Annotated in this window: 25 protein-coding genes and 1 pseudogene; 14 read left to right on the plus strand and 12 right to left on the minus strand. The window is 62.9% G+C overall.

All coding sequences use genetic code 11. The annotated features are described in order from the left end of the window. The first annotated feature begins 159 nt into the window (after positions 1-159). From urtA to OZ911_RS25890, 6 genes are all read left to right on the plus strand, one after another. On the plus strand, positions 160-1,425 hold the full coding sequence (gene urtA, locus OZ911_RS25865; RefSeq protein ID WP_016395201.1) for an urea ABC transporter substrate-binding protein: 1,266 nt from the start codon (positions 160-162) through the stop codon (positions 1,423-1,425). A gap of 77 nt (positions 1,426-1,502) precedes the next feature. After that, a complete protein-coding gene (gene urtB / locus OZ911_RS25870; protein WP_016489399.1) occupies positions 1,503-2,990 on the plus strand; it encodes an urea ABC transporter permease subunit UrtB in 1,488 nt (495 codons plus the stop codon). After that, the gene (gene urtC / locus OZ911_RS25875; protein ID WP_016489400.1) at positions 2,990-4,069 is read left to right on the plus strand and encodes an urea ABC transporter permease subunit UrtC; all 1,080 of its coding nucleotides are present in this window, start codon (positions 2,990-2,992) and stop codon (positions 4,067-4,069) included. The genes urtB and urtC overlap by 1 nt, the downstream gene beginning before the upstream one ends. Next, a complete protein-coding gene (urtD, locus tag OZ911_RS25880) occupies positions 4,066-4,923 on the plus strand; it encodes an urea ABC transporter ATP-binding protein UrtD (RefSeq protein ID WP_031311558.1) in 858 nt (285 codons plus the stop codon). Before urtC ends, urtD begins: the two co-directional genes overlap by 4 nt. A gap of 146 nt (positions 4,924-5,069) precedes the next feature. Then, a complete protein-coding gene (gene urtE / locus OZ911_RS25885; protein ID WP_268968518.1) occupies positions 5,070-5,768 on the plus strand; it encodes an urea ABC transporter ATP-binding subunit UrtE in 699 nt (232 codons plus the stop codon). Positions 5,769-5,799: 31 nt separating this feature from the next. After that, on the plus strand, positions 5,800-6,315 hold the full coding sequence (locus OZ911_RS25890; protein WP_016489403.1) for a GNAT family N-acetyltransferase: 516 nt from the start codon (positions 5,800-5,802) through the stop codon (positions 6,313-6,315). Between the two features lie 132 nt (positions 6,316-6,447). On the opposite strand, the gene OZ911_RS25895 is transcribed toward OZ911_RS25890, so the two are convergent. Together OZ911_RS25895 and cbpA are read right to left on the minus strand one after the other, a co-directional pair. Then, positions 6,448-6,753, minus strand: a complete 306-nt coding sequence (locus OZ911_RS25895) for a chaperone modulator CbpM (protein WP_016489404.1) — start codon at positions 6,751-6,753, stop codon at positions 6,448-6,450. Between the two features lie 2 nt (positions 6,754-6,755). Beyond that, a complete protein-coding gene (gene cbpA / locus OZ911_RS25900; protein WP_016489405.1) occupies positions 6,756-7,709 on the minus strand; it encodes a curved DNA-binding protein in 954 nt (317 codons plus the stop codon). Between the two features lie 164 nt (positions 7,710-7,873). On the opposite strand from cbpA, the gene OZ911_RS25905 reads away from it, so the two are divergent. Further along, positions 7,874-9,145: an Hsp70 family protein gene (locus OZ911_RS25905; protein ID WP_023046920.1), complete on the plus strand. Its 1,272-nt coding sequence runs from the start codon at positions 7,874-7,876 to the stop codon at positions 9,143-9,145. Between the two features lie 36 nt (positions 9,146-9,181). On the opposite strand, the gene OZ911_RS25910 is transcribed toward OZ911_RS25905, so the two are convergent. From OZ911_RS25910 to OZ911_RS25920, 3 genes are all read right to left on the minus strand, one after another. Continuing rightward, positions 9,182-10,189: an AI-2E family transporter gene (locus OZ911_RS25910; RefSeq protein WP_023046919.1), complete on the minus strand. Its 1,008-nt coding sequence runs from the start codon at positions 10,187-10,189 to the stop codon at positions 9,182-9,184. A gap of 70 nt (positions 10,190-10,259) precedes the next feature. Then, on the minus strand, positions 10,260-10,547 hold the full coding sequence (locus OZ911_RS25915) for a PsiF family protein (RefSeq protein WP_016489408.1): 288 nt from the start codon (positions 10,545-10,547) through the stop codon (positions 10,260-10,262). 63 nt (positions 10,548-10,610) lie between these two features. Further along, positions 10,611-11,399: an AraC family transcriptional regulator gene (locus OZ911_RS25920; protein ID WP_016489409.1), complete on the minus strand. Its 789-nt coding sequence runs from the start codon at positions 11,397-11,399 to the stop codon at positions 10,611-10,613. 226 nt (positions 11,400-11,625) lie between these two features. On the opposite strand from OZ911_RS25920, the gene OZ911_RS25925 reads away from it, so the two are divergent. After that, positions 11,626-12,498, plus strand: a complete 873-nt coding sequence (locus OZ911_RS25925; RefSeq protein ID WP_016489410.1) for a DMT family transporter — start codon at positions 11,626-11,628, stop codon at positions 12,496-12,498. Here the strand turns inward: OZ911_RS25925 and OZ911_RS25930 are convergent. Then, the gene (locus OZ911_RS25930) at positions 12,495-13,385 is read right to left on the minus strand and encodes an esterase/lipase family protein (protein WP_016489411.1); all 891 of its coding nucleotides are present in this window, start codon (positions 13,383-13,385) and stop codon (positions 12,495-12,497) included. The genes OZ911_RS25925 and OZ911_RS25930 overlap by 4 nt on opposite strands. A 123-nt stretch (positions 13,386-13,508) precedes the next feature. Between OZ911_RS25930 and osmE the strand changes: the two genes are divergently transcribed. Together osmE and OZ911_RS25940 are read left to right on the plus strand one after the other, a co-directional pair. Then, positions 13,509-13,850: an osmotically-inducible lipoprotein OsmE gene (gene osmE / locus OZ911_RS25935; protein WP_016489412.1), complete on the plus strand. Its 342-nt coding sequence runs from the start codon at positions 13,509-13,511 to the stop codon at positions 13,848-13,850. A 42-nt stretch (positions 13,851-13,892) separates the two neighbouring features. Next, positions 13,893-14,423, plus strand: a complete 531-nt coding sequence (locus OZ911_RS25940; protein WP_016489413.1) for a ferritin-like domain-containing protein — start codon at positions 13,893-13,895, stop codon at positions 14,421-14,423. Positions 14,424-14,534: 111 nt separating this feature from the next. Here OZ911_RS25940 and OZ911_RS25945 read toward each other — a convergent pair whose 3' ends face one another. Beyond that, positions 14,535-16,601, minus strand: coding sequence for an AsmA family protein (locus OZ911_RS25945; protein ID WP_023046918.1), 2,067 nt, complete (start codon positions 16,599-16,601; stop codon positions 14,535-14,537). 340 nt (positions 16,602-16,941) lie between these two features. On the opposite strand from OZ911_RS25945, the gene OZ911_RS25950 reads away from it, so the two are divergent. The 4 genes and pseudogenes from OZ911_RS25950 to OZ911_RS25965 all read left to right on the plus strand — a co-directional run. Further along, positions 16,942-17,304: a hypothetical protein gene (locus OZ911_RS25950; RefSeq protein ID WP_016489415.1), complete on the plus strand. Its 363-nt coding sequence runs from the start codon at positions 16,942-16,944 to the stop codon at positions 17,302-17,304. Between the two features lie 122 nt (positions 17,305-17,426). Beyond that, complete coding sequence (locus OZ911_RS25955) at positions 17,427-18,062, plus strand: TetR family transcriptional regulator (RefSeq protein WP_023046917.1); 636 nt, start codon at positions 17,427-17,429, stop codon at positions 18,060-18,062. A 43-nt stretch (positions 18,063-18,105) separates the two neighbouring features. After that, complete coding sequence (locus tag OZ911_RS25960; RefSeq protein ID WP_016489417.1) at positions 18,106-19,203, plus strand: AGE family epimerase/isomerase; 1,098 nt, start codon at positions 18,106-18,108, stop codon at positions 19,201-19,203. Positions 19,204-19,265: 62 nt separating this feature from the next. Beyond that, positions 19,266-19,646 (plus strand): annotated as a pseudogene (locus tag OZ911_RS25965) (AGE family epimerase/isomerase); the annotation flags it as partial. A gap of 118 nt (positions 19,647-19,764) precedes the next feature. Here the strand turns inward: OZ911_RS25965 and OZ911_RS25970 are convergent. The 5 genes from OZ911_RS25970 to OZ911_RS25990 form a co-directional block, all read right to left on the minus strand. After that, positions 19,765-20,532: an SDR family oxidoreductase gene (locus OZ911_RS25970; protein ID WP_016489418.1), complete on the minus strand. Its 768-nt coding sequence runs from the start codon at positions 20,530-20,532 to the stop codon at positions 19,765-19,767. 594 nt (positions 20,533-21,126) lie between these two features. Then, complete coding sequence (locus OZ911_RS25975) at positions 21,127-21,843, minus strand: ABC transporter ATP-binding protein (RefSeq protein WP_016489419.1); 717 nt, start codon at positions 21,841-21,843, stop codon at positions 21,127-21,129. After that, complete coding sequence (locus tag OZ911_RS25980) at positions 21,840-22,715, minus strand: ATP-binding cassette domain-containing protein (protein WP_016489420.1); 876 nt, start codon at positions 22,713-22,715, stop codon at positions 21,840-21,842. The genes OZ911_RS25975 and OZ911_RS25980 overlap by 4 nt, the downstream gene beginning before the upstream one ends. After that, positions 22,712-24,013 carry a high-affinity branched-chain amino acid ABC transporter permease LivM gene (gene livM, locus OZ911_RS25985; RefSeq protein ID WP_016489421.1) on the minus strand — a complete coding sequence of 434 codons (1,302 nt, stop codon included), beginning with the start codon at positions 24,011-24,013 and terminating at the stop codon, positions 22,712-22,714. Before livM ends, OZ911_RS25980 begins: the two co-directional genes overlap by 4 nt. 2 nt (positions 24,014-24,015) lie before the next feature. Beyond that, a complete protein-coding gene (locus OZ911_RS25990) occupies positions 24,016-24,930 on the minus strand; it encodes an ABC transporter permease subunit (RefSeq protein ID WP_016489422.1) in 915 nt (304 codons plus the stop codon). Between the last annotated feature and the right edge of the window lie 22 nt (positions 24,931-24,952).

Raw genomic sequence — 24,952 nt, forward strand, 5'->3', positions numbered from 1 at the left:
AATCCTGTGCACATCGATGTCCCAGGCACCAACCTGGACCTCGCAAACGCCCCAACACCTCGCACAACCCCTCTATCACGCCCCTTGCGCCACTAGGCACACCCCTTGCAACGCCCTCCCCGCTTGGCCAAAACCAAAAAAACTCAGCGGAGAGAGCACATGAAGCGTCGCAGTCTGATCAAGGCCTTTACCCTCAGCGCATCGATTGCGGCGATGGGCCTGAGCTGGAGTATCCAGGCCGCCGAGACCATCAAGGTTGGCATCCTGCATTCGCTGTCGGGGACCATGGCCATTTCCGAGACCTCGCTCAAGGACATGGCGCTGATGACCATCGACGAGATCAACGCCAAAGGCGGGGTCAACGGCAAGATGCTCGAACCGGTGGTGGTCGACCCGGCCTCCAACTGGCCGCTGTTCGCCGAAAAGAGCCGCCAGCTGCTGACCCAGGACAAGGTCGCCGTGGTGTTCGGCTGCTGGACCTCGGTGTCACGCAAGTCGGTGCTGCCGGTGTTCGAAGAACTCAACGGCCTGCTGTTCTACCCGGTGCAGTACGAGGGCGAGGAGATGTCGCCGAACGTGTTCTACACCGGCGCCGCCCCCAACCAGCAGGCTATTCCAGCCGTTGAATACCTGATGAGCGAAGATGGCGGCAGCGCCAAGCGCTTCTTCCTGCTGGGCACCGACTACGTCTACCCGCGCACCACCAACAAGATCCTGCGGGCCTTCCTGCACAGCAAAGGCGTGGCCGACAAGGACATCGAAGAGGTGTACACCCCGTTCGGCCACGCCGATTACCAGACCATCGTTGCCAACATCAAGAAGTTCTCCGCCGGCGGCAAGACCGCGGTCATCTCCACGGTCAACGGCGACTCCAACGTGCCGTTCTACAAGGAACTGGCCAACCAGGGCCTGAAGGCCACCGACGTACCGGTGGTGGCGTTCTCGGTGGGCGAAGAAGAACTGCGCGGTATCGACACCAAACCGCTGGTGGGCCACCTGGCTGCCTGGAACTACTTCGAGTCGGTGGATAACCCGGTGAACCAGAAATTCGTCGCCGACTGGAAGGCCTACGCCAAGGCCAAGGGCCTGCCAGGCGCTGACAAGGCGGTGACCAACGACCCGATGGAAGCCACCTACGTGGGCATCCACATGTGGGCGCAGGCCGCCGAGAAGGCCAAGTCCACCGATGTCGACAAAGTGCGTGAAGCACTGGCCGGGCAGAGCTTCAAGGCGCCGTCGGGCTTTACCCTGACCATGGACAAGACCAACCACCACCTGCACAAACCGGTAATGATCGGCGAGATCCAGGATGACGGGCAGTTCAGTGTGGTGTGGGAAACCGAGCAGCCGCTGCGGGCGCAGCCTTGGAGCCCGTTCATTCCAGGCAATGACAAGCGACCTGACTACGCAGTGAAAGGTAACTGAGTGCACTGGGGCCGCTATGCGGCCCATTCGCGGGCTTGCCCGCGAAGAATCCACCACTGTATTCCAGGATTGCCCGCATGCTCAGAATGCTGCTCACCCTGCTTCTGCTACTCCCCATGGCCACCCAGGCCAGCGAGGGCGAATTCTTCCTCACTGCCAAGCCCGCCGAGCAGGCTCGCCTGCTCGAAAGCTGGGCGGCGCAACCCGATGCCGCGCGCGTGCCGCTGCTGGACAACCTGCGCCAGGGCCGCATTGGCACTGACGACACCCGCAAGGTACGCCTGAACAACCGCCTGCGCGGCCTGATCGACAACGCCCTGGCCAGCCACCAGTTGCTCAGCGACAACAGCGAAACGCGCCTGGCCGCCGCCCAACAACTGCAAAAAAGCGCACAACCCGCGCAAATGGCCTTCCTCGACCGGCGCTTCGCCAGTGAGCCGGATGCCGCCGTACACGCCGCCATCGGCCTGGCCCTGGCCAACCTGCAACTGGGCGCCAGCGAACCGGCAGTACGCCTGGCCGCCGTGCGCCTGTTGGGCGAAACCGGTGACCCGGTGGCCCGCACCCGCCTTGAAGCGCTGCTGCAACCCGACGCAGAAGCCGACCCGGGCGTGCGTACTGCTGCCGAGACCAGCCTGGCCCAGGTCAAGCGCAAGCTGCTGGTCGGCGAACTGCTCGGCCAGGCGTTCAGTGGCCTGTCGCTGGGCTCGATCCTGCTGCTGGCGGCATTGGGCCTTGCGATCACCTTCGGCCTGCTCGGGGTGATCAACATGGCCCACGGCGAGATGCTGATGCTCGGCGCCTACAGCACCTACATGGTCCAGGTGCTGGTGCAGCGCTACGCCCCGGGCGCTATCGAGTTCTACCCGCTGATTGCCCTGCCGGTAGCCTTCGCGGTCAGTGCCGGCGTGGGCATGGCGCTGGAGCGCACGGTCATTCGCCACCTTTACGGCCGCCCATTGGAAACCCTGCTGGCCACCTGGGGCATCAGCCTGATCCTGATTCAGGCCATCCGCCTGCTGTTCGGCGCGCAAAACGTCGAGGTCAGCAACCCGGCGTGGCTGTCGGGCGGTATCCAGCTGCTGCCTAACCTGGTACTGCCCTACAACCGCCTGGTCATCATCGGCTTCGCCCTCGCCGTGGTGCTGCTCACCTGGCTGCTGCTCAACCGTACGCGGCTGGGCCTGAACGTGCGCGCGGTCACCCAGAACCGCAACATGGCCGCCTGCTGCGGCGTGTCCACCGGGCGCGTCGACATGCTCGCCTTCGGCTTGGGCTCTGGCATCGCCGGGCTCGGCGGCGTGGCACTGAGCCAGGTCGGCAACGTCGGCCCGGACCTGGGCCAGAGCTACATCATCGACTCGTTCCTGGTGGTGGTGCTGGGTGGCGTCGGGCAACTGGCAGGCAGCCTCTGGGCCGCATTCGGCCTTGGCATCGCCAACAAATTGCTGGAGCCGCAGATCGGTGCCGTGCTCGGCAAGATACTCATCCTTGCGTTGATCATTCTGTTCATCCAGAAGCGCCCGCAAGGCCTGTTCGCCCTCAAGGGACGGGTAATCGACTGATGAACCAGCCACTGCTTGTCACCGCTACGCAAAAGGCCGGGCCACGCCTGACCCTGGCCATCGGCGCCATCGTCGTCCTGTTGTTGCTGGCCCTGCCGCTGCTGTCCCTGCTGCCGGCGGATCACGTGCTACAGGTATCGGCCTACACCCTGACCCTGGTCGGCAAGATCCTCTGCTACGCCATCGTCGCCCTGGCCCTGGACCTGGTCTGGGGCTATGCCGGCCTGCTGTCGCTGGGTCACGGCCTGTTCTTCGCCTTGGGCGGCTACGCCATGGGCATGTACCTGATGCGCCAGGCGGCCGGTGATGGCCTGCCGGGGTTCATGACCTTCCTGTCATGGACCGAGCTGCCATGGTACTGGGCCGGTACCCAGCATTTCGCCTGGGCGCTGTGCCTGGTGGTGCTGGCGCCTGGGCTGCTGGCACTGGTGTTCGGCTGGTTCGCCTTCCGCTCGCGGATCAAGGGCGTGTACTTCTCGATCATGACCCAGGCCCTGACCTTCGCCGGCATGTTGCTGTTCTTCCGCAACGAAACCGGCTTTGGCGGCAACAACGGTTTCACCAGCTTCCGCACCATCCTGGGCTTCGACATTGCCGCCCAAGGGACCCGCGCGGTGCTGTTCCTGCTCACCGTCGGCCTGCTGCTGGCCAGCCTGTACCTGTGCTGGCGCCTGACCCGCAGCAAGTTCGGCCGCCTGCTCACCGCCGTGCGCGACGCCGAGAACCGCCTGATGTTCTGCGGTTACGACCCGCGCGGCTTCAAATTGCTGGTGTGGGTGCTAAGCGCCGTACTCTGCGGCCTGGCGGGCGCGTTGTATGTGCCGCAGGTGGGCATCATCAACCCCAGCGAAATGTCGCCGACCAACTCCATCGAAGCCGCCGTGTGGGTGGCCCTGGGCGGGCGCGGCACGCTGATCGGCCCGCTGCTCGGCGCCGGCCTGGTCAATGGCATGAAGAGCTGGTTCACCGTGGCCTTCCCGGAGTTCTGGCTGTTCTTCCTGGGCGCGCTGTTCATCCTCGTCACCCTGTACTTGCCCAAGGGCGTGGTCGGCTTGTTGAAAAAAAGGAGTCAGCCATGAGAGGCGTGCCCCCCGCTCACCCAGAATTCATGCTTGAACCGGTCTTCGACAACCTCGGGGCCGGCCGCGATGCCATTGGCCTGGGCAGCCGCCGCGAGGCGGGCCTGGACACCCGCCACGGCACGGTGCTGAGCCTGGAGGACATCAGCGTCAGCTTCGATGGTTTCAAGGCGCTCAACGGGCTGAACCTGTACATCGGCGTGGGCGAGCTGCGCTGCATCATCGGCCCCAACGGTGCCGGCAAGACCACGATGATGGACGTGATCACCGGCAAGACCCGCCCGGACACCGGTAGCGCCTTCTTTGGCGACACCCTCGACCTGGCGCGCATGAGCGAGTACCAGATCGCCCAGGCAGGTATTGGTCGCAAGTTCCAGAAGCCCACGGTGTTCGAGGCGTTGACGGTATACCAGAACCTGGAGCTGGCGCTGAAGACCGACAAGTCGGTATGGGCCAGCCTGGCGGCGCGCCTGGGCAGTGAGCAGCGCCAGCGCATCGAAGAAGTGCTGACCACCTTGCGCCTGCTGCCCCTGGCCCAGCGCCAGGCCGGCTTGCTGTCACACGGGCAAAAGCAGTTTCTGGAGATTGGCATGCTGCTGGTGCAGGAGCCGCAATTGCTGCTGCTGGATGAGCCGGTGGCCGGCATGACCGATGCCGAGACCGAGTTTACCGCCGAGCTGTTCAAAGGCCTGGCTGGCAAGCACTCGCTGATGGTGGTGGAGCATGACATGGGCTTTGTGGGCAGCATTGCCGATCATGTGACCGTGCTGCACCAGGGCAGCGTGCTGGCAGAAGGGTCGCTGGAGCAGGTGCAGGCGGATGAGCGGGTGGTCGAGGTGTATCTGGGCCGATGATTCAAGCAGCCTGCACCGGCCCTTTCGCGGGACAAGCCCGCTCCCACAGGGAAATCACCCATTCCAAAACTGTGGTGAACCTGTGGGAGCGGGCTAGTCCCGCGAAAGGGCCGGTGCAGCCACAGCAAAAACACCAAGGACATGACATGCTGAAAATCGACACCCTGCACCAATACTACGGCGGCAGCCACATCCTGCGTGGCCTGTCGTTCGAAGCCAAGGTCGGCGAAGTCACCTGCCTGCTGGGCCGCAACGGCGTGGGCAAGACCACCCTGCGGCGCTGCCTGATGGGCCTGGTACCCGCCCGTGACGGCAGCATCGAATGGGAGGGCAAGCCCATTACCCGCCTCAAGCCCCAGCAACGGGTGCAGGCCGGCATCGCCTACGTGCCCCAGGGCCGCGAAATTTTCCCGCGCCTCACCGTCGAGGAAAACCTGCTGATGGGGCTGTCACGCTTCCCGGCCCGTGAGGCCCGCGAAGTCCCCGCGTTCATCTACGAGCTGTTCCCGGTGCTGGAACAAATGAAACAGCGCCGTGGCGGCGACCTGTCTGGCGGCCAGCAGCAACAGCTGGCAATCGGCCGCGCCCTGGCCAGCCGCCCACGGCTGCTGATTCTCGACGAGCCGACCGAGGGCATCCAGCCCTCGGTAATCAAGGAAATCGGTGCCGTCATCCGCCGCCTGGCCGAGCGCGGCGACATGGCGATCCTGCTGGTGGAGCAGTTCTACGACTTTGCCGAGGAACTGGCCGACCAGTACCTGGTCATGGCCCGTGGCGAGATCGTGCAGCACGGCCGCGGCGAAAACATGCAAGCCGAAGGTGTGCGTGGCTTGGTAACCATTTAATCTGCAAGCAACGACCCTGCGAGACCCTGTCATGAGCTACCAAATCCGCGACGCCCTGCCCACCGACGTGCCGGGCATCCTCGACATCTATAACGACGCAGTGCGCAATACCACGGCGATCTGGAACGAAACCCCGGTGGACCTCGGCAACCGTCAGGCCTGGTTTGAAGCACGGGCGCAGCAGGGGTATCCGATACTGGTGGCGGTGGACGACAGTGGCGTGCTCGGTTATGCCTCGTTTGGCGACTGGCGGCCGTTCGAGGGCTTTCGCAACACCGTGGAGCACTCGGTGTATATCCGCGGCGACCAGCGTGGCAAAGGGCTGGGGCCGGTATTGATGGCAGCGCTGGTCGAGCGTGCGCGCGGGTGCGGCAAGCATGTGATGGTGGCAGCCATCGAGAGTGGCAACGCGGCGTCGGTGCGCCTGCATGAGCGGCTGGGCTTCGTGGTGACCGGGCAGATGCCGCAGGTGGGGGTGAAATTTGGCCGCTGGCTGGACCTGACCTTCATGCAACTGGTGCTGAACCCCGGAACCGAACCGACCTGAAATTGATGCCGGCTGAACCGGCCTCTTCGCGGTGCAAGCCCGCTCCCACAGATACCCCACTCACTTGAGATTAAGCGGAGTACCTGTGGGAGCGGGCTTGTCCCGCGAAGAGGCTGGTGCAGGCAAACACACTCATATCTGGGTAAACCTGCCCAGCCGCTGGCGCAACATGCTGTTTTCGCTGCGCAACTGCTGCACTTCCTGCAACAGCTCCAGCGCCAACGCCACCCCTTCCCACTCAAGCTCCAGCTCCTGGTGCAACTTCACCGCGCGTTTGGCCAACAACGGCGCCTGATCGTCGAACAACCAGTCCTCAGGCGTTCGCCCGGAGGGTTCGACAATGCCGTGTTCGACGATTTCGATCACGCAGTCAGCCGTGACATCGGCTTCCTGACACAGGGTACGCATGTCCAGTTGAACGATCAGGGTGCTGCTCATGATCACTTACTCCATTGTGTCCTCGGGTTGAACGCCGCTTTCTCGGAAAGCTTCGTCCACAATTCGCGGGCAGCCTCATCGGAGGTCGGCGGCATGACCACTTTCAGTTGCGCGTATAGGTTGCCGCGCTCACCGCGCTTGTTCGCCAGGCCTTTGCCCGGCACGCGCAGGCGCTGACCGCTCTGGCTGTCGGGGCGGATGGTGAGGTTGATCTTGCCTTCCAGGGTCGGCACCGCCACCTTGGTGCCCAGGGCCGCCTCCCACGGTGCCAGCGGCACGGTAATGATCAGGTCATGGCCTTCGACATCGAACAGCGGGTGCGGTGCCATGCGGATGGTCAGGAACAGGTCGCCATTGGCCGCACCACCGCTGCCCGGCGCGCCCTGGCCCTTGAGGCGGATACGCTCGCCGTCGGTAACACCGGCCGGAATCTTCACGTTCAGGGTCTTGGTAGTGAAGCCGGTGCGTTGCCCCATGGCATTGGTTTGCGGCACCTGGAAGCTGATCTGCTTGGACTCCTTGCTCAGGGTCTCTTCAAGAAATACTGCCAGTTCCAGCTCCACATCCTGCCCTCGCCTGCCGGCACTGCGTTGCTGCTGCCGGGCGCCACCAAAGGGGTTGCCACCCCGCCCACCGAAGACCGAGCTGAAGAAGTCGGAGAAGTCGCCGCCCTCGAAGCCGCCGCCACCGCCGCGGCTCTCCCAGCCCGGTGGTGCCTGGAACGGTCGGCCATGTTGGCCGCCATACTTGCGAATTTCGTCGAACTCGGCACGTTTCTGCGCGTCGCCCAGCACTTCATAGGCCTCGTTGGCCTCTTTGAACTTGTCCTCGGCGTCGCGCTCCTTGCTGACATCGGGGTGATACTTGCGCGCCAGCTTGCGGTACGCGGCCTTGATCGCCTTTTCGTCCGCCGTGGGCTCTACGCCGAGTATCTTGTAATAGTCTTTGAAGTCCATTTGTGGATCACCAATGTGAATGTGCGTGTTGCAACAGAAGATAGGGGTCAAGCATAGCCTTTCAAGACCGACTTGGGTTTGCCTCAAGGCAGACGACTGGTCTTGATTCTGTAGCCAACTGGCATACACTGCGCGGCCGTTTTGCCTCCGGAAGCCCATTTCCCATGTCTGACGTATCCCCGGCCCGCGCCCTGGGCATCGACTTTGGCACCTCCAACTCCACGGTCGGCTGGCACCGCCCTGGCGTGGAGTCGCTGATTGCCCTGGAAGACGGCAAGATCACCTTGCCCTCGGTGGTGTTCTTCAATATCGAAGAGCGGCGCCCGGTGTATGGCCGCCTGGCACTGCACGAATACCTGGAAGGCTACGAAGGCCGCCTGATGCGCTCGCTGAAGAGCCTGCTGGGCTCCAAGCTGATCAAGCACGACACCAGCGTGCTGGGCAGCGCCCTGCCGTTCAAGGACCTGCTGGGCATGTTCATCGGCGAGCTGAAAAAGCGCGCCGAAACCGCCGCTGGCCGCGAGTTCGACCAGGTGGTTCTGGGCCGCCCGGTGTTCTTCGTCGACGAAGACCCGGCTGCCGACCAGGAAGCCGAGGACACCCTGGCCGACGTGGCGCGCAAGATCGGCTTCAAGGATGTGTCGTTCCAGTACGAGCCGATTGCCGCGGCCTTCGACTACGAGTCGGGCATCAGCCGTGAAGAACTGGTACTGATCGTCGACATCGGCGGCGGTACTTCGGACTTCACCCTGATCCGCCTGTCGCCCGAGCGCCACCTGGTCGCAGAGCGCCAAAGCGATATTCTCGCCACCGGCGGCGTGCACATCGGCGGTACCGACTTCGACAAGCAGCTAAGCCTGCAGGGCGTGATGCCGCTGTTCGGCTACGGTAGCCGGATGAAGAGCGGCGCACTGATGCCCACCAGCTACCACCTCAACCTGGCCACCTGGCACACCATCAACGCCCTGTACTCGCAGAAGTCGCAGTTGGCGCTGAGCAGCATGCGCTATGACATCGAGGACAGTTTCGGCATCGACCGCCTGTTCAAACTGATCGAGCAGCGCGCCGGGCACTGGCTGGCGATGGAAGTGGAAGCCAGCAAGATCGAGCTGACCGAACAGGACAGCCGCCACATCGACCTGCGCCGTGTCGAGCCCGAGCTGACTGCGCAGCTGACCCGAGCTTTGTTCGAAGACGCCATCGAAGGCCTGCTTGAGCGCGTACGCGGCAGCGTGACCGAACTGCTGGCCAAGGCTGGCGTGAGCGAGAGCCAGGTAGACACGGTGTTCTTCACGGGCGGCTCCAGCGGCATTCCGGCGCTGCGCAACAGTGTGTCGGCGATGTTGCCGAATGCGCGGCATGTGGAAGGCAACATCTTTGGCAGCATTGGTAGCGGGCTGGCCATCGAGGCCCGCAAGCGTTACGGCGCAGCCTGAGCTATTTTGGGGCCGCAACGCGGCCCCGACAATCTGTTAGACCAGCTCTTCCCGCTTAAGCTCACTCTTGAGGTAGGCATAGTATATCGGCCCCGCCACCACCCCCGGCAGCCCGAACGCCGCCTCGAACACCAGCATCGCCAGCAGCAGTTCCCATGCCTTGGCACTGATCTGCCCGCCAACAATCCGCGCGTTGAGGAAGTACTCGACCTTGTGGATAACGATCAGGTAACCCAGCGCCGCCGCCGCCACCCAGATCGACAACGACAAGCCGACGATGGTGATCAGGGTATTGGACATCAGGTTGCCGATCACCGGCAGCAAGCCCAGCAGGAAGGTCAGCACGATCAGCGTCTTGGTCAGCGGCAGGTGCACGCCGAACAGCGGCATCACCACCGCCAGGAAGATGCCGGTAAAGGCCGTGTTGAGCAGCGAGATCTTGATCTGCGCGAACACGATGTTGCGAAACGCCTTCACCAGCAGGTTCAGGCGCTCAAACAGCGCTGCCGCCAGGGGCTTGCGCCGGGAAACATCGGGAATACGCTGCAGGGCGATGATGGCGCCGAGAATCATGCCGATCAGCAGCGTCACGAACATGTGCGCCATGCCTTTGCCCACCAGCTGCAAATCGCTCAGGTGGCTTTTTATCCAGTCGCCGATGGCGACCTTGAACTCTGCGGCACTGGCGGGCAGGTAGCCCTCGATGAAGGGCGGCAGCTGACCGCGGGCACGCTCGACAAGGGCCATGAACTTGTCCAGCGAGGCGCCGGGGTTTTCCGCCTCGTGCAGCAAAAAGCTGAAGGCACCGGCAATGAGCAGCGTCAAGGTAATGACCACCAGCGTGCCAAGCAGCGCCACGGCCAGCCAGCGCGCACGCTGGCCGGCCAGCAGCGGCTGAAGGCGCGGGGTCAGCATGTTGACCAGTTCGAACACCAGCAGGCCAGCCAGCAGGCTGGGCAACAACTTAAGGGGCAAAGCCAGCAGCAGGCCGGCCATGACGATGAACAGGCTGGCCAGGGTGATCTGACGGGGGGTAAAGGTCATACAGCCTCGACGGCAGACAGCGGGAATGCCCGCAGTCTGCCAGCCTTGGCGGCGCAGGCATAGGCGCAGGTCATTTCTTCTTCAGGCAGTCGCTCATGTACGCCTTGCGCTCGTCACCCTTCAGGGCTTTGGTCGTGGCGTCGGCGTTGCAGGTCTTCATCTTCTCTTGCTGGGTGTGTGGCACGTCCTTCTTCAGGCAGGTGCTCATGAACGCTTTGCGCTCATCGCCCTTGAGGGCTTTGGTAGTAGCGTCGGCATTGCAGGTTTTCATTTTTTCCTGCTGCGCGGTATTGGCCGCGAAGCCTTGGGCACTGAACAACACTGCCAGCGCCAGTAATGGGATGTGCAGCACTTTCATGGAGTAGTCTCCTTGGCTCCGTGCCCGACGCACGGGGGTCGAGCTGAGTGTAGCCAAGATTTTTCAGCGCCCCGCCCGCGCCTGCCGGCGGTACTGCTCGGGCGTGCACTCGGCCTGGCGCTGGAACATGGCGATGAACGCCGAAGCGCTGCTGTAGCCAAGGTCGAAGGCAATGGCCTGAATGGGCAGGCCGGCCTCCAGCGCTTCGATGGCACGCAGAAAACGCAGGCGCAGGCGCCACTCGCCAAAACTGATGCCCAGTTCGCGCAGAAACTGGCGGGCCAGGGTGCGTTCGCTAACATGCACACGGGCGGCCCAGTCGGCCAGCGGGCGGTTGTCACCCGGCTCGGCACTGAGGGCGTCCAGTACCTGACGCAGGCCATCGCTTTGGGCAAACGGCAGGTAGCAGGCCTGGGCGGGCGCCAGCAGCAACTGGTCGAGCAGTACCTGCACCAGGCGCTGGTCGCGCTCGTCCTCGGCCACCTTGAGGTCACGCCGGGCGAAGTCGCCGAGGATGGCCTTGAGGATATCGCTGATCATCAGGCTGCACGGTTGCGGTGGCAGGGCTGCGCACAGGCTGCGGTGTAGATAGATAGAGCGGTAGACGATGGCCTGGGGGTTGTAACAGCCATGCGCGGTATCGGGCGGTACCCAGACGGCGTAGTGCGGCGGCGACAGGAAACGCTGGCCGGCGACCTCCAGTTGCATCACGCCGTGGGCGGTGTAGTTCAGCTGGCCCCAGGCGTGTTGATGCACGGCGCTGTGGGTATCGGCAACGAACTCATCGTGTCGGAAGTACACCGGCGCCGGCAGTTGGGTGAATTGGGGTATATCGAGGTATTTGCGCGGCATGCTGTCTGCTTTGCGGGGTGGGTTGTCTGGATAAGAGTATAGGCTTGTGGACAGACACTCGATAATACAGGCCTATCGAGGGCCTGCCTTGCAGGCCTTCGCGGGCTTGCCCGCTCCCACAGGAACTGCGCCAGCCTCAAGGCCTGTGATATCCCTGTGGAAGCGGGCAAGCCCGCGAAGGGCTGCAAGGCAGCCCCAATCCAGGCCCCAATGAGTAACCCGCTACATGAATTACCTGTTCCCCCTCACCGCCATCCTCATCTGGGCCGGCAACACCGTGGTCACCAAGATGTCCGCCGGTGCCATCCACCCTGCCGAAATCGGCTTCTACCGCTGGCTGCTGGCCGGCTTGCTGTTCACGCCGTTCCTGCTGCCCGCCGTGTGGCGCAACCGCGCAGCCATCCGCCCACACCTGGGCAAGGTGTTCGTGCTGGGCGTGCTGGGCATGGCGATGTACCAGAGCCTGGCCTACTTTGCCGCCGGCATCACCAGCGCCACCAACATGGGGATCATCCTCTCGCTGATGCCACTGATGTCTCTGGCGCTGTCCATCGCCTGGCTGGGCCAGCGCCTGAGCTACGGTGCCCTGCTGGGTGCGGTGGTGTCATTCTTCGGCGTGCTGGAGGTGGTCAGTGCCGGTCACCCCGCGAGCCTGTTGCAGCAGGGCCTGAACAGCGGCGACTTGCTGATGCTGGTCGCCACCCTGGCCTATGCGCTGTACAGCTTCCTGTTGAAGAAATGGCAACTGCGCCTGCCACCCCTGCAGTTGCTGTATTTGCAGGTGCTGGTGGCAATCGTGGTGCTGCTGCCGCTGTTCCTGCTGTCGGACAAGACGGGCCTGAACAGCCGTAATATCGGCCTGGTGCTGTATGCCTGCGTGCTGGCCTCGATGATCGCGCCGCGGGTGTGGATGCAGGCCGTGCATCGCCTGGGGCCAAGCCGCACCACGCTATTCTTCAACCTGCTGCCCTTGGTCACCGCACTGATCGCCGCCGTGGTGCTCGATGAGCAACTGGCGCGCTATCACCTGGTCGGCGGCCTGCTGACCCTGGCCGGGGTAGTGCTGGCCGAGCGCTGGACCACCCCGATACGCCGCTAAAGCCCGGCAGCCTTCAGCCGGGCGGCATGTTCGGTGAACAACCGCACCGGCTCGGCGCCTTTGCCCACGGCGCCGAGAGACTGGTTGACGATATCCAGGTGATCGAGCGGGTAGTCGTCGCCGATCACCTGCCCCAGGTGCGAACTGAAACGCCCGACCATGCCGTCGCAATGCCCCTTTTCTTTGACGAAGCTGCGGGCAAACAGGCGGCAGAAGCGATTGCTGCCGTCAAAGCGGTTGCGACCCTGGTCGGTAAGGCCGGGCTGCAAGGTGCCAGACCACGAGTAATAACGCACACCATCGACTTCATAGGCCCCTTCCCCGCCCCAGGTCTGCGGCAGCCCTTGGGGATATGCCTGGTTGAACAGCGCCACCCCGGCAGTGGTCATCGACTGGTGCGAGGCGTGCAGGTCAACCGGCAGCGGGTCGCGGCGCCAGCCGGTTTCCAGCCACACCAGCAACACGGCAAGACCCTGCAACACAGCCTTGAGGATGCGCCCCTGGGGTGAATCGCCAGGCGCCGTGCGGTCCAGGTGGTCCGCCAGTTCCGAGCCGTGGTTGGGGCCGGCCACCGAGGTGACCGAAGCCACGCGCTCTGGCCGCCTGGCCGCTGCGTAGCGCGCGCTCAGGGCACCTTGGCTGTGGCCGATGAGGTTGACCTTTTCGGCACCGGTACGCGTGCAGATATCCTCGATGATCAGCAGCAACTGCTCGCCGCGCACCTCGCTGGAATGCAGCGGCGAAACCTGCACCGGGAACACCTGCGCCCCCCCCTTGCGCAAGGCTGGCACGATGCCGAACCAGTAGGGGTAGAGCATTAGCCGGACAAAACCGAGCATGCCCGGCACCAGCACCAACGGGTATCGCGTGGCCAATTCCTGTTGCATTGCACCAGCCCCTTTCCGTGGACGACCGGTCCACACTACAGCGCCAATCATGACCATCGCAATCGAACTCCCGGCCCGCGCTGTGGTTCCAAACCACACAGACCCTTTGCAAGGAGCGGGACCATGTACAAGCAGACCCTGGCAATCCTTCTGGCAAGCGCCACCCTGGCCGCCTGTGGCAGCCGCCCGGAAAACCCGGCGGACTATGTCACCTACCGCGACGAACCGCTGGTCAAGCAGGTGGAGCACGGCATGACCATGCAGAAGGTCATCGCCATCGGTGGCAGCCCATCGAATGTGATCGACCTGCCGCACGGGGGCACCTGCAACGACTACATCCTCAACCGCGACGGCAAACAACAGCCCTACTACGTGCGCTTCGACGCCACTGGCCACGTCGATGCCAAAGGGTTCAAGACTTGTAAACAACGCCAAGAGGACAGCGACGCCGTCCCCGGCGCGTGAGCCTGCGTCCCCACCCTGACCCTGATATGCCTGGAGATAACCATGAGCAACGTTGAACTGACCGATGTGAAAACCCTGCGCGAACGTGCCCGCCAGCATGTGGAGCAAGGCGCGGTGACCGAGGGCTACCACGCCGACCGTCAGGAAATCCTGCGCCTGCTGAACGAGTCGCTGGCCACCGAGCTGGTCTGCGTACTGCGCTACAAGCGCCACTACTTCATGGCAAGCGGCATCAAAGCCAGTGTGGCTGCCCAGGAATTTCTGGAGCATGCGAACCAGGAAGCCGAACATGCCGACAAGCTGGCCGAGCGCATCGTGCAGCTGGGCGGCGAGCCGGACTTCAACCCCGACAACCTGACCAAGAACTCCCATGCCCAGTACGTGGCGGGTAATTCGCTGAAGGAAATGGTGCTGGAAGACCTGGTGGCTGAGCGGATTGCCATTGATAGCTACCGCGAGATCATCCAGTACATCGGTGATAAAGACCCGACCACCCGACGCATCTTCGAAGACATCCTGGCCCAGGAAGAAGAGCACGCGGACGACATGTCCGACCTGCTGCAAGGGCTGTAATCGCAAGGGGCTGCTTTGCAGCCCTTCGCGGCACAAGGCCGCTCCTACAGGGGAAAGCGATCCATTGTAGGAGCGGCCTTGTGCCGCGATGGGCCGCAGAGCGGCCCCCTGCTATTTCCGACCTTTCACCACTGCCGGCGCCTTGCCCGCCTTCATCTGCTGCAACAGCGGCGTGCACTGGTTGGGATCATCCCCGCTGCTGGGCGCAATCAGCGCCAGCAACCCCGCCGCCGGCCCGGCCACCACACCCAGCGCCACCATCCCCGCACCACGCAGTGCCAGCGGAACTGCCTGCACCCCAGCACTCGGCTTGGCAAACGGCCCACGCACATACAGTGGCGAACGCAGCGAGAACAGCCGCAGGCCTTTCGATTCGGGGGTGATTTTCAAGTCCAGCTGCTCACTGCTGAAGTTGGCCGTACCGTTGATGTAGATGATCGCGTTCTCGGTATCGAAGATGAACAGACGGGTCGTTGCCAACCCCTCCTTGATACCCACATCCGCCGCCGCGCAATTGATCTTCACATCCTCATCACCGAACAGCTTGCCGATGACATAGTTGCCCACGTTCAAGCCGGCAATCTCCATCAGGCTGCGGCTGATCGCGCCATCGTTGACGAGCATGCGCAGGTCGCCATTGGCCGTACCCAATAGCGCCGCCACTGAATTACCACGGCCGCTGATGTCGGCATCGCCGTTCAACTCACCAAAGCTGGTCTGCATCGGCGCGAAAGTCGGGAACAGTTGCTTGAGCTTGAAGCCCCTGGCAGTCAGTTGGGCGCGGCCCTGCAAAGGCACGCTGCGACCGTCCAGGCGAATTCTGGAGGCCAGGTTGCCGCCGGCCACGCCGAAACGCAGGGGCTCCAGGCGCAACAGACCGTCTTCGAGAATCACGTGGGCCGAAAGGTCATTGAACGGCAGTTGCGTGCTGTGCACGATGCGCTTGCCGGCAAAGGTGACGTCGGCGTCCATCGCGCGCCAGCGCTCGGTGCGGAACTCTTCCACTGGCAGCACCTTGCCCGTTGGCTGCTTGCTGGCACCACCACGGGCCTTCTGCTCGGCGTTGGAATCGGCGCCGATCAGCGGCGCCAGGTCCTTGAACAGCAACTGGTTGGACACCAGGTTGCCGGACAGCTTGGGCCGTGGCTGGCTGGCAACGAAGGCCAGGTCACCGTGGATGTCGCTGTCACCGATCTTGCCATTGAAGCCGTGGTAGTTGAACGTCGCGCCTTGTGGCGCATGCAGGTTGGCGCTGAGGCGGCCGTCGGTCGAGTAGGCCGGGGTGTCCGGCAGGGTCACCCCGGTCAATGGGTAGAGGTTGCCCAGGCTGGCACCGGACAGGCGCAAGCGCAGGTCCAGGGCGCCGAGGTTGCGCGGGTCGGTCAGGGTGCCGGCGAGCACCACATGGGTGTCGGCGATGCGCACGTCGGCTTGCAGCGGAAACGGCTGGCGGGCGTCCTGCAGCGCCAGCAGGCCGCCGATCTTGCCGGTGCCGGACACCGGCTGATCCTTGTAGCGGCCTTGTGCCTTGAGCCCGAAGGCGTAGTCCTGTGCACCACCCGCCTTCTCGGCGCTGGCCTTGCCGACAATCTCGCTGAACGGGATCGGCTTGCCCAGCGGGTCAATCTGCACCTTCATGCTGGTTTTCAGGGTTTGATCGTCGAAGCTGACATTGCCCTGGTCGAAACCGATCGCACCAATATCCAGCTGCCATTTGGAAGGTTCGGCGTTTTCATCCTTGGGGCCGAAGTCGAACGTCCAGTTGGCACGGCCATCGGCCAGACGGGTAAGGCTGGCAGTGGGTTTGGTCAGGTCGATGCGCGGGATGCTGATCTGCTGGAACACCAGCGGCAGCGGCGCCAGGCGGAACTCCACGCGCTCCAGGCCGACCATCTTCGGCTCCTTGAGCCACTCCGGGTTGCCCAGGGTCAGGTCCTCGGCAATGAAATGCGGCCATGGCACCCAGGCACGCCAGCCACCCTCTTCAGGCTCGGTGCGCCAGTGAACGGCAAGGTTGCCGTTGATAGCGAAGGGCCGGTGCAGGGCCTCGGACACCTTTTCGTTGAGCAGGGGCTTTACGCGGTTCCAGTCGAAGGTGGCGATCACCACCACCAGAATCGCCAGCAGGGTAAGGAGGGTGGCGAGGGCCCAGAGGAGGATTCTGGCGGGACGCGTCATTGCGTGATTCTCCTTGCGGTATGGCACAAAACGGGTGCAGCGATGGCAGTCAATATGTCGGACTGTGGAAAACCCGTGGGGTTTTATCGAGAGCGGCATCATAGCGAAGTTTTCCTGGCCTTTTGCTCAGCAATACGTCGCGTCAGGCGCTGCCCGCTACCCGGCATCAGGACCTTCACGTCATCCTCAGCAGACCTGTAAAGCGCTTTCCAGAGCGGTTGCCGACCTCTATCAATGCGGTCGATTGTTACCATTACCCGTATGAACTTCTCTCTGGCGTTACCGAGCGTAGCATTGGCTCCGTACCCACTTTCCAGCCCCCGAGAGGAGCACCGAAATCATGAAACGCCACCTGCTGACCCTGACCCTGTCCATCCTGGCTGCCAACGCTTTCGCCCTGCCAGCCGACGAACAGCACCTGACCGCCGAATCCCGCTCCAGCGCTGCCGAAATCGCCCAGCCGCTGAAAACCGTTGCCGAAGGGGGTTCTGACCGCCTGATCGAACGCGCTGGCCGCGTAGCCGAAGGTGGTTCTGACCGCCTGATCGAACGCTCTGGCCGCGTAGCCGAAGGTGGTTCTGATCGCCTGATCGAACGCTCTGGCCGTGTAGCTGAAGGTGGTTCTGATCGCCTGATCGAACGCAGTGGCCGCGTTGCTGAAGGTGGCTCGGATCGCCTGGTTGAACTCAGCCGTGTGAGCTGATCACCATGGCCGAAAAGAACAACCTCTGTCACATCGCTTGCTCCCCTCCAGGCCCGGTCCATTGACCGGGCTTTGTTTTTTTATCTAGAGTGCCCAGCCTTACCGTCACAGAAGCCCGCATCATGCTGCCGCGCGCCGAACAGAAGCTACAGACCCGCCAGGCCCTGCTCGATGCCGCCTGCCTGCTCATGGAGAGTGGCCGTGGTTTCGGCAGTGTCAGCCTGCGCGAAGTGGCGAAGACCGCAGGCATCGTGCCGACCGGCTTCTACCGGCATTTTTCCGACATGGACGCCCTGGGCCTGGCGCTTGTGGCCGAAATCGATACCACCTTCCGCCAGACCATCCGCCTGGTGCGCCAGAACGAATTCGAACTGGGCGGCATCACCGATGCTTCGGTGCGCATCTTCCTCGACGTGGTAGCCGCTCACCGCGCGCAGTTCCTGTTTCTGGCCCGCGAACAGTACGGGGGCTCACAAGCCGTCCGCCAGGCCATTGCCCGGCTGCGCCAGGACATAAGCGACGACCTTGCCACCGACTTGGCGCGCATGAAGCGCTGGCAGCACCTGGACAGCGCCGCGTTGGCGGTAATGGCCGACCTGGTGGTGAAGACCGTGTTCGCTACCCTGCCCGAGCTTATCGACAGCCCCGACTCAAGTTATCCACAAGCACTGACGGCGCAGGAAAAGATCACTCAGCAATTGCGCTTCATCTTTGTTGGCGCCCGGCACTGGCAAGGGCTGGGCAACCCACAACCGTAGTTCTGCTACCATTGCGCCCTGCCCGACAGCGACGAGCGCCGAAATGTCTGACCCCCGCCCCACCCTGCCTGAACTGGCCCGCTTCAACCAGCACTTCGCCGAATGCATCGTGCCGTTGTGGCAAGGCCCGGGCTGGAATGCCGACATGGCCCTGCCCTACGAGGCCCTGGACGCCCACCACCAGCCCTTGCCTGTGCAGCGCTATCGGGCAATGGCCTGCGCACGCCAGCTGTACCTGTTCAGCAGCCGTATCGGGCAACCGGGCGCGGCCGAGCGCGCAGCAGCGTTGTTCCGCTCGCTGCAAAAGCACTTCCACGACGCCGAGCACGGTGGCTGGTTCTACAGCATCGACGCCCAAGGCAAACCGCTGGACCGCCGCAAGGACCTGTACACCCACGCGTTCATCGTCTTTGCCTGCGCGCACTATTGGGGCAAGGTGCGCGAAAGCCTGGTGGAGTCCACCTTGAATGCCGCGCTGGACATCATCGACCAGCAGTTCGCCCGTGACGACGGCCTGTACGAAGCCAGCCTGGGCGAAGACTGGGCAGACCTCGCCAGCGGCCCGCTGCAGAACCCGCAGATGCACCTGGCCGAGGCGTTCCTGCAGGTGTTGGCAGTGCGTGACGATAGCCATACCCAGCAGTCGCTGCTGCAGTTGTGTGAAGCGCTGCAGGTTCACTTCATTGAACCAGCCCATGGCCTGATGCTGGAAAAGCCACGCGGGGCTGTGGATAACTGGTTCGAGCCGGGGCACCAGTTCGAGTGGTTCTACCTGCTGCACACCTCACCGCTGCTGCGTGACACGCCGCTGCATGCGTCCATTGACCGGGCGTTCGGCTTTGCCGAGCAGTTCGGGGTGAAGAACGGGGCAGTGCTGGCGATGCTGGATGTGGATGGCCAGGTGCTGGATGCCACACAACGGGTATGGGCACAGGCGGAGTACCTGCGAGCGCTGGTGCTGCGTGCTGGCGGCGAGGCGAAGTTGCGGGAGCAGTTGCAGTTGCTGGAAGCGCAATTCTTGCGGGAAGCGGGCTGGTATGAGTGCCGGGATGGTGAAGGCAACGTCAGCCGGCATGATATGCCTTCTACTACGCCCTATCATTTGGCGACCTGCCTGGAAGGGTTGCAGCGCCTGAGCTGACGCATTCGCGGGGCAAGCCCGCTCCCACAGGTACTGCACCGTCCTTAGGCTAGTGAATTACCGAGTGGTTCTACTTGCTGCATACCTCACCGCTGCTGCGTGACACGCCGCTGCATGCGTCCATCGACCGGGCGTTCGGCTTTGCCGAGCAGTTCGGGGTGAAGAACGGGGCAGTGCTGGCGATGCTGGATGTGGATGGCCAGGTGCTGGATGCCACACAACGGGTATGGGCACAGGCGGAGTACCTGCGAGCGCTGGTGCTGCGTGCTGGCGGCGAGGCGAAGTTGCGGGAGCAGTTGCAGCTGCTGGAAGCGCAGTTCTTGCGGGAAGCGGGCTGGTATGAGTGCCGGGATGGTGAAGGCAACGTCAGCCGGCATGATATGCCTTCTACTACGCCCTATCATTTGGCGACCTGCCTGGAAGGGTTGCAGCGCCTGAGCTGACGCATTCGCGGGGCAAGCCCGCTCCCACAGGTACTGCACCGCCCTTAGGCTAGTGAATTACCTTGTGGGAGCGGGCTTGCCCCGCGAATGGGCCGCACAGCGGCCCCGGTGACTATTTTCAGCCCTTGACCGAACGGTCGATGGAGAACCCTGCCCAATCCTGGCTCACCGGCATCAGCTCCAGGCTGTTGATGTTGATATGCGCCGGCTGGTTGAGGATCCAGAAGATGGTCTCGGCAATGTCCTGCGGCTGGATCGGCTCGGCACCCGCGTAAGTGGCGTCGTACTTGGCCTGGTCGCCGCCGAAGCGCACCAGCGAAAACTCGCTCTCGCACAGCCCCGGCTCAATGTTGCTCACGCGCACGCCGGTCCCGCGCAAGTCGCAGCGCAGGCTCAGCGAGAACTGGCCGACGAAAGCCTTGGTGCCGCCATACACGTTGCTGCCCGGGTACGGGTAGTTGCCCGCCACAGAACCTACGTTGAGAATCGACGCGCCACGACCGTGGGCGATCAGCCGTGGCAACAGCAGGCGGGTGGTGTACATCAGGCCCTTGATGTTGGTGTCGACCATGGTCTCCCAGTCGTCCAGGCTGCAGTTCTGCGCCGCATCCACCCCCAGTGCCAGGCCGGCGTTGTTGACCAGGCCGCGAAGCTTCTCGAACCCGGTCGGCAAGCCGGCGATCGCCTGCTCCATGGCCTTGCGATCACGCACGTCAAGCACCAGGCCGTGCACCTCGGTCTTGGCCGACAGCTCAGCGCACAGGGCGTCCAGGCGCTCCTTGCGGCGGCCGGTGAGCACCAGCTTCCAGCCAGCGTCGGCAAAACGGCGGGCGGTGGCCTCGCCGAAACCGGAAGTGGCGCCAGTGATGAATACGGTGGACGTCATGCTCTGTTCCTCACGGTAGGTTGTCATCGGCAGCTTTGCAGCATGCCCGCGCCGCGCGCTGGCAGCAAGCCGTTCGGGGCGCTGTACATTTTTTGTTCATATCCGGCAAACCCTTGCGGCAGAAGGCTCGGCGCCAGCTATGCGCATGTTATCCACAAGGCTTTCCCCACGGATTGGGGGCAACTTGTCTACTGTGCGGAACCCTTTCAGCGATGCAGGGTCGGTGGATAGTTTTTTGGTGATGGTGCAAAGCTTTCAAACATGCTGCCTGCAGCAGTCTGTCCAAGGTTTTCCCACAGAGTTATCCACAGCCTTGATGCTGGTTTCGAGGTGCTTTCGGATCTGTGAAAAACCTTGAAAAATCATCCACAGGAAGGATGTGATCAAAAAATGATCGCATCGATGCAGGGCCTGATATCAAAGGGCTGGAGCGAGATGCCACCATGTTTTCCACAGGCAGTTCCACATTATCCGTGGACAAGATCAAGCCTGTGGAAACAAGGGGTTGCGAGAGACTATTAGCGTGGATCGAGAGTATCGCGGGGTAAGTTGTCCACATTGGAAATGGGACTGCTTTGCAGCCCCGAATGTAACTCAGTGCCCGCCCAGATAGGCGTTGCGCACTTCCTCGTTGACCAGCAGCTCCTGCCCGGTCCCGGTCATGCGGATCTCCCCGTTGACCATCACATAGGCCCGGTCGGAGAGCTTCAGCGCATGGTTGGCGTTCTGCTCCACCAAAAAAATGGTCATCCCGGTCTTTGCCAGCTCACGCAGGGTCGAGAAGATCTGCTTGACCACGATCGGTGCCAGCCCCAACGAAGGCTCATCCAGCAACAGCAACTTCGGTCGGCTCATCAGCGCCCGGGCAATCGCCAGCATCTGCTGCTCCCCCCCGGACATGGTCATGGCTCGCTGGTTACGCCGCTCCTTCAACCGCGGGAACAGCTCGTACATGCGCTGCATGTCTTCATCAGCATGCTTGTCACCGATGGGGATGGTACCCATCATCAGGTTCTCCTCGACGGTCATGTCGGGGAACACCCGGCGCCCTTCCGGCGACTGTGCAATGCCGTTGGAAGCAATGTAGTGCGACGATTTGCGGGTAATGTCGGTGCCGCGATAGACGATATGCCCGGACGCTGCCCGCGGCTGCCCGAAGATCGACATCAGCAGGGTCGACTTGCCAGCACCGTTGGCACCGATCAGGCTCACCGTCTCGCCCTCGTTGATGTGCATCGAAACCTTTTTCAGCGCCTGGATCGGCCCGTAGAACACGTCCAGGTCCTTCAGTTCGAGAATGGGTGCACTCATACCAGTTCCTCTTCATCTGCACCCAGGTAGGCGGCGATCACCGTCGGGTTGTGGCGGATTTCCTGCGGTGCGCCTTCGGCAATCACGTTGCCGTGGTCCAGCACCACGATATGGTCGGAAATGCTCATGACCATGCCCATGTCGTGCTCGATCAGCACCACAGTGATGTCATGCTCGTCACGCAGCACTCGAATCATGCGGCTGAGGGCTTCGGTTTCCTGCGGGTTCAGGCCGGCCGCCGGTTCGTCCAGGCAGATGATCTTTGGCCGCGTGCACATGGCCCGGGCAATTTCCAGGCGGCGCTGCTGGCCGTACGACAGCTCGCCGGCCAGGCGGTTGGCACAATCGACCAGGTCGACCACTTCCAGCCAGTAGAACGCGTGGTCCAGCGCATCGCTCTCGGCTTTGCGGTAGGCCTTGGTGTTGAGCACCCCGGCCAGCAGGTTGCGGTTGACCCACATGTGCTGGGCCACCAGCAGGTTCTCCACCACCGACATTTCCTTGAACAGGCGAATGTTCTGGAAGGTGCGCGCCAGGCCTGCGCGGTTGACCAGGTGGGTACCGCCGAACATCTTGTAGTACAGGCGGTTGGCAAAGCGCGCCGGCGACACGAAGTCCGCCGCCTGGAAGCGCTCGCCAAGCAACTGGATGACGTTGGTGTGGCTGCCGCGCACGTTCAGCTCGATGCGCCCGCCACTGGCCTTGTAGAAGCCTGTCAGGCAGTTGAACACCGTGGTCTTGCCGGCGCCGTTGGGGCCGATCAGGGCGAAGATCTGGTTGCGCCGTACCTTCAGGCTGACATCACTCAGCGCCTTGATGCCCCCGAACTGCATCATCAGGTTGTCGACCGAGAGAATGATATCGTCGCTCATGGCGCCACTCCTTTACGCGGGGTCACACCGGTACGGCTGATGCGGATCAGCCCACGCGGTCGCCAGATCATCATCAGCACCATCAGCACCCCGAACAGCAGCACCCGGTATTCGGAGAAGCTGCGCAGCAGTTCGGGCGCCACAGTCAGCACGAACGCCGCAATCACCACGCCCACGGTCGAGCCCATGCCACCCAGTACCACAATGGCGAGGATCAGCGCCGACTCGAAGAACGTGAAAGACGACGGGTTGACGAAGCCCTGGTAGGTGGCAAAAAACACACCGGCCAGGCCCGCAGTGGACGCCCCCAGGGTAAACGCCGAAAGCTTGACCAGTACGTGGTTCAGGCCCATCGAACGGCAGGCGATCTCGTCTTCGCGCAGCGCTTCCCACGCCCGGCCTACCGGCATGCGGGTCAGGCGGTGCTTGATGTACAGCACGGCCAGCACCACCAGGAACAGCACCGCGTAGATGAACACGAACTTGAGGTTGGCGTTGTAATCGAAGCCGAAGAACTCGTGGATCGGCACCCCGCCATCCTTGGCCCGGCGGCCGAATTCCAGGCCGAAGAAGGTTGGCGAAGGCGCCGGCATGCCGTTGGGGCCACCGGTGAACGACAACCAGTTGTTCAGCACCAGACGGATGATCTCGCCAAAACCCAGGGTCACGATTGCCAGGTAGTCACCGTGCATTCGTAGCACCGGGAAGCCAAGTATGCACCCCGCCAGCGCTGCGGCGATGGCCGCCAAGGGCAGCACGCTCCAGAAGCCAAGGCCGAGGTACTGGTAACCCAAAGCAAGGCCGTAGGCGCCAATGGCATAGAACGCCACGTAGCCCAGGTCGAGCAGGCCGGCAAGGCCGACCACGATGTTCAGGCCAAGCCCCAGCAACACGTAGATCAGGCCGAGGATGACCACGGTCAGCAGGTACTTGTTGGCAAAAATCGGGAAGACGATGGCAATCACCACCAGCGCCGGGATGATGTAGCGCAGGCGCGACTTGTAGTCCGGCGCGTTCACATGCACGCCCGAGCCACCGCTGTCGAAGCCCTGGAGCATGCGCACGCCAGCGGCGCTCTGCAGGAACAGGCTGAGCAGGAAGCGCCCCACCATCACCCCGCCAACCAGCCAGGCTACGCGGCGCGGTTCGGCATTGAAGGTGTAGCCGTCGAGCACTACGCCCACGACCGGGCCAAACACAATGAGAGCCAGCAGGCCGGCGACTAGGGTCTCCAGCAGGCTGCGTTTAAGGTCGAAACCTTTGGTTTCGCTAACAGAGGCAGTTTTGGCAACGGACATGTTCACACCTTAGCCACGAGCGGGCGACCCAGCAGGCCTTGTGGGCGGAAGATAAGGATCATCACCAGCAGCGAGAAGCTGAACACGTCCTTGTAGTCGGAGTTGATCAGGCCAGAGAACAGCGACTCGGAAATCCCCAGGATGATGCCGCCGAGCATGGCGCCAGGCAGCGAGCCGATACCACCGAGCACTGCGGCGGTGAACGCCTTGATGCCGATGATGAAGCCGGCGTAGAAGTCGAAGGTGCCGTAGTTCATGGTGATCAGCACGCCCGCCAGAGCGGCCATGACTGCACCGATGACAAACACGTAGGAAATCACCCGGTCGGTGTTGATGCCCAGGATCGAAGCCATCTTGCGGTCTTGCTGGGTGGCACGGCACATGCGGCCGAGCTTGGTGTACTTGATCACGTAAGTGAGCAGGCCCATGCCCACGAAGGCAGCGATCAGGATGAATATCTTGGTGTAGGTCAGTTGCACGAAGCCGGTGCCGACTTCGACACGCAAGGCCCCTTCAAGCAAGGTCGGCACGCCTTGCTGGCGGGCACCCTGGCTGATCTGTGCGTAGTTCTGCAGGATCAGCGAGATGCCGATGGCACTGATCAACGGCGCCAGGCGGGTGGAGTTACGCAGGGGCTTGTAGGCGATGCGTTCGATGGTGAACCCATAAACGCCCGTGACGACGACGGTGAACAAGAGCGTGCCCAACATCAGTAGCGGGAACGACTCGACGCCGAAATAGGCCAGCAATGCCAGGCTGATTGCCGCGAGGTACGCGGAAATCATATACACCTCGCCGTGCGCGAAGTTGATCATGCCGATGATGCCATAGACCATTGTGTAGCCGATGGCGATCAGGCCATAGACCGACCCGAGGGTCAGGCCGTTGACCAGTTGCTGCAGGAAAATACCATCCATAACGCAATCTCACCTGATTGAG

It is taken from the genome of Pseudomonas fortuita (assembly GCF_026898135.2).
Classification (GTDB): Bacteria; Pseudomonadota; Gammaproteobacteria; order Pseudomonadales; family Pseudomonadaceae; genus Aquipseudomonas; species Aquipseudomonas fortuita.

Bases quoted from the DNA above. Each gene is read 5' to 3' on its own strand.
- urtA (WP_016395201.1), top strand. From the start codon at position 160: ATGAAGCGTCGCAGTCTGATCAAGGCCTTTACCCTCAGCGCATCGATT.
- urtB (WP_016489399.1), top strand. From the start codon at position 1,503: ATGCTCAGAATGCTGCTCACCCTGCTTCTGCTACTCCCCATGGCCACC.
- urtC (WP_016489400.1), top strand. From the start codon at position 2,990: ATGAACCAGCCACTGCTTGTCACCGCTACGCAAAAGGCCGGGCCACGC.
- urtD (WP_031311558.1), top strand. From the start codon at position 4,066: ATGAGAGGCGTGCCCCCCGCTCACCCAGAATTCATGCTTGAACCGGTC.
- urtE (WP_268968518.1), top strand. From the start codon at position 5,070: ATGCTGAAAATCGACACCCTGCACCAATACTACGGCGGCAGCCACATC.
- OZ911_RS25890 (WP_016489403.1), top strand. From the start codon at position 5,800: ATGAGCTACCAAATCCGCGACGCCCTGCCCACCGACGTGCCGGGCATC.
- OZ911_RS25895 (WP_016489404.1), bottom strand. From the start codon at position 6,753: ATGAGCAGCACCCTGATCGTTCAACTGGACATGCGTACCCTGTGTCAG.
- cbpA (WP_016489405.1), bottom strand. From the start codon at position 7,709: ATGGACTTCAAAGACTATTACAAGATACTCGGCGTAGAGCCCACGGCG.
- OZ911_RS25905 (WP_023046920.1), top strand. From the start codon at position 7,874: ATGTCTGACGTATCCCCGGCCCGCGCCCTGGGCATCGACTTTGGCACC.
- OZ911_RS25910 (WP_023046919.1), bottom strand. From the start codon at position 10,189: ATGACCTTTACCCCCCGTCAGATCACCCTGGCCAGCCTGTTCATCGTC.
- OZ911_RS25915 (WP_016489408.1), bottom strand. From the start codon at position 10,547: ATGAAAGTGCTGCACATCCCATTACTGGCGCTGGCAGTGTTGTTCAGT.
- OZ911_RS25920 (WP_016489409.1), bottom strand. From the start codon at position 11,399: ATGCCGCGCAAATACCTCGATATACCCCAATTCACCCAACTGCCGGCG.
- OZ911_RS25925 (WP_016489410.1), top strand. From the start codon at position 11,626: ATGAATTACCTGTTCCCCCTCACCGCCATCCTCATCTGGGCCGGCAAC.
- OZ911_RS25930 (WP_016489411.1), bottom strand. From the start codon at position 13,385: ATGCAACAGGAATTGGCCACGCGATACCCGTTGGTGCTGGTGCCGGGC.
- osmE (WP_016489412.1), top strand. From the start codon at position 13,509: ATGTACAAGCAGACCCTGGCAATCCTTCTGGCAAGCGCCACCCTGGCC.
- OZ911_RS25940 (WP_016489413.1), top strand. From the start codon at position 13,893: ATGAGCAACGTTGAACTGACCGATGTGAAAACCCTGCGCGAACGTGCC.
- OZ911_RS25945 (WP_023046918.1), bottom strand. From the start codon at position 16,601: ATGACGCGTCCCGCCAGAATCCTCCTCTGGGCCCTCGCCACCCTCCTT.
- OZ911_RS25950 (WP_016489415.1), top strand. From the start codon at position 16,942: ATGAAACGCCACCTGCTGACCCTGACCCTGTCCATCCTGGCTGCCAAC.
- OZ911_RS25955 (WP_023046917.1), top strand. From the start codon at position 17,427: ATGCTGCCGCGCGCCGAACAGAAGCTACAGACCCGCCAGGCCCTGCTC.
- OZ911_RS25960 (WP_016489417.1), top strand. From the start codon at position 18,106: ATGTCTGACCCCCGCCCCACCCTGCCTGAACTGGCCCGCTTCAACCAG.
- OZ911_RS25970 (WP_016489418.1), bottom strand. From the start codon at position 20,532: ATGACGTCCACCGTATTCATCACTGGCGCCACTTCCGGTTTCGGCGAG.
- OZ911_RS25975 (WP_016489419.1), bottom strand. From the start codon at position 21,843: ATGAGTGCACCCATTCTCGAACTGAAGGACCTGGACGTGTTCTACGGG.
- OZ911_RS25980 (WP_016489420.1), bottom strand. From the start codon at position 22,715: ATGAGCGACGATATCATTCTCTCGGTCGACAACCTGATGATGCAGTTC.
- livM (WP_016489421.1), bottom strand. From the start codon at position 24,013: ATGTCCGTTGCCAAAACTGCCTCTGTTAGCGAAACCAAAGGTTTCGAC.
- OZ911_RS25990 (WP_016489422.1), bottom strand. From the start codon at position 24,930: ATGGATGGTATTTTCCTGCAGCAACTGGTCAACGGCCTGACCCTCGGG.